At 57.2% G+C, this 1165-nt stretch carries 1 protein-coding gene; it reads right to left on the reverse strand.

The annotated features are described in order from the left end of the window. A protein-coding gene (locus tag KP699_RS16215) for an IS3 family transposase (RefSeq protein WP_252347154.1) occupies positions 1 to 1132 on the reverse strand; the annotation gives its coding sequence in 2 pieces (ribosomal slippage) (positions 1 to 874 and positions 874 to 1132; 1133 coding nt annotated over the 2 pieces). This gene is flagged as partial in the annotation. Positions 1133 to 1165 lie beyond the last annotated feature (33 nt).

The raw sequence follows: 1165 nt of genomic DNA on the forward strand, positions 1-1165 counted from the left end.
TTTTTATGGCTTGGGGTTGATGGAATGACAAGGGTCTCGGGGGCATGCCCCCGAGACCCTTGTCTGGCGATCTGATCCGGTGTCCTGCCATCCAGCTGGGAATGGGGACGCACCGTATTGTAGTCTTCCCGCCAGTCAGCCAGAACCTGTCGGGCATGGCTGAGAGACGTGAACAGCGTCTCGTTGAGGCATTCATCCCTCAACCGGCCGTTGAAACTTTCGACAAAGCCGTTCTGTTGCGGTTTCCCGGGGGCGATATAGTGCCATTCAACCTTCATCTCATCCGCCCATTTCAGGATGGCATGGGATGTGAACTCCGTACCGTTGTCGCTGACAATCATGAGGGGTTTGCCATATCGTTCCACCAGGGCCGTCAGTTCCCGCGCCACACGTCCACCTGATAATGACGTGTCGGCAACCAATGCCAGGTTCTTGCGACTGAAATCGTCGATAACAGCCAGAATGCGGAACCGGCGGCCACAGATCAGGGCATCCGAGACAAAATCCAGGCTCCAGCGCTGCCCGGGTTCCTGAGGGATGGTCATGGGAGAACGCGTCCCCAGTGCCCTCTTGCGGCCGCCCCGATGGCGGACTTTCAGCCCTTCCTCCTGGTAAAGACGGAACAGCTTCTTGTGATTGGGGCTGAACCCTTCGCGTGCCAGAAGATAACCCAGGCGGCGATAGCCAAAGCGGCGTCTCTGGCTCGCCAGATCCCGCAGGCGCTGGCGCAGGGTGGCATCATCTGCCCGGGTGGAAACATACCGCGCAACACGCCTGGCAAGACCAACAAGGGCACAGGCGCGACGCTCACTCACCTCCAGAGCCTTTTGAAGGTGTAGGACCGCCTGCCGCTTTGCGACAGGCGTCACCACTTTTTTCCAACAATTTCCTTCAACGCCGCATTATCCAGCATCGCATCCGCCAGGAGACGCTTCAGACGACCGTTTTCATCTTCCAAGGCCTTCAGTCGTTTGGCCTCAGATACCTCAAGGCCACCATAGCGGGTCTTCCATTTGTAAAACGTCGCATCACTGATCCCGTGTTTGCGGCAAAGATCAGAGACCTTGAGCCCAGCCTCCTGTTCCTTCAGCACCCCTATGATCTGCTCTTCCGTAAAACGACTGCGTTTCATTCGTCCGTATCCTTCTCGATCGGACTCTACTTT

The sequence above is a fragment of the Acetobacter sp. P1H12_c genome (genome assembly GCF_018811975.1).
In the GTDB taxonomy this organism is placed as follows: domain Bacteria; phylum Pseudomonadota; class Alphaproteobacteria; order Acetobacterales; family Acetobacteraceae; genus Acetobacter; species Acetobacter persici.